Annotated in this window: 1 protein-coding gene; it reads right to left on the bottom strand. The window is 39.1% G+C overall.

Annotation, left to right across the window (positions count from 1 at the left end):
* Positions 1 to 190 precede the first annotated feature (190 nt).
* Positions 191 to 1,339 (bottom strand): amino acid ABC transporter permease, encoded by a 1,149-nt coding sequence (locus tag VB732_RS04490; protein ID WP_323229633.1) that lies wholly within the window; start codon positions 1,337 to 1,339, stop codon positions 191 to 193.
* Between the last annotated feature and the right edge of the window lie 59 nt (positions 1,340 to 1,398).

Below are 1,398 nucleotides of genomic sequence, written 5' to 3'. Positions count from 1 at the left end.
AGACATATCAATAGACATATCACAAGTGCAAATAATCTTAAGGGTACAGCACTGCTGTACCGCTACCTGTGTACTTTATTTGCCTGAAAAACGCTGTAGTTGTCATTGCGAACGAAGCGAAGCGATCGCATCGCAGTATCTAGATTTTGTGATTGCTTCTCTACGAGAGACTTAAGGGAAAATATCCTAACTACTGATTTAACTGTTTTTCTAAATGTCGAGAAGCTAACGACATAGAATAACAAAATATCCAGTAAATAAATCCAATAAACAGATAAACTTCTGCATACCGACCAAGAAATTGTGGTTGTGCCAATATGGAACGGGCAATACCTGTAAGTTCCACCAATCCCACTAAAGATAATAGTGAAGTGTCTTTAAATAAGCCGATAAACTGACCAACGATCGCAGGAATAACGGTACGTAAGGCTTGAGGTAAGACGATTAACAAAACCACCAAAACTGTGTTTAATCCTAGCGCTTTTGCGGCTTCAATTTGCCCACGAGGAACTGACTGAAGTCCACCGCGTACATTTTCTGCCATGTATGCAGCACTAAATAAAACTAGTCCAGCAATTGCTCGTAATACCCGATCTAAACGCACATCTGCTGATAAAAATAATGGCAGCATTACCTGAGCGAGGAACAAAATCCCAATCAGTGGTACTCCCCTGACGATTTCAATGTACAGAATGGAAAACCAACGGACTACAGGTAAATTGCTTGTACGCCCTAAAGCCAGTAAAACTCCAATGGGAAAGGAAAGCACAATACTGATTGCTGCCATTACTAGAGTAAGTAGCAAACCATTCCACAAATTTGTGGATACAGATTGCAATCCAAATCCACCGCCAATTAGCCAGAGAATGACAGAGAATGACAGTAACCATAATAGAGAAAGCCAAGGAGTTAGGACATTAGTAAACTTTCCTCCAATCCAAAAACCTGCGAATAGTAAAACTGCAATTAATAGTAACCACAGACGGGATGTAAAATCTAATGGTAAAAATAATAAAACACCAGTGATAAAAGCAAAAACAGCAATTGTAGGTTTTATTAACTGTTGCTTTCCAAAGAATACACCCGCAGTTATAGCGCCTAAAGTTGAAGCGATCGCTAGTACAATCCAAGTTCGCCAATATAGCGATCGCGGAAATCTACCAACTAAAAATAAAGGTAAATTAACCTGAATGACCGCCCATTGTGCTTTGGCTGTTGCCCAAGTTAAAATCCCTCGCACTACCCAAAATAGTAATACAAAACAGACAACAGTTAACAAGCTGTTGTACCAAGTACTAAATAGGTTTTTATGTAGCCAAGTTAATTTGTCATTTGTCATTGGTCATTTGTCATTTGTAAAGACTCATACTTCAACCTCAGAAAATCGAGTTCCGAGTT

Source organism: Nostoc sp. UHCC 0252, from assembly GCF_034931145.1.
In the GTDB taxonomy this organism is placed as follows: domain Bacteria; phylum Cyanobacteriota; class Cyanobacteriia; order Cyanobacteriales; family Nostocaceae; genus Nostoc.
This window is presented reverse-complemented; position numbering and strand designations above follow the sequence as displayed.

Bases quoted from the DNA above. Each gene is read 5' to 3' on its own strand.
- VB732_RS04490 (WP_323229633.1), bottom strand. From the start codon at position 1,339: ATGACAAATGACAAATTAACTTGGCTACATAAAAACCTATTTAGTACT.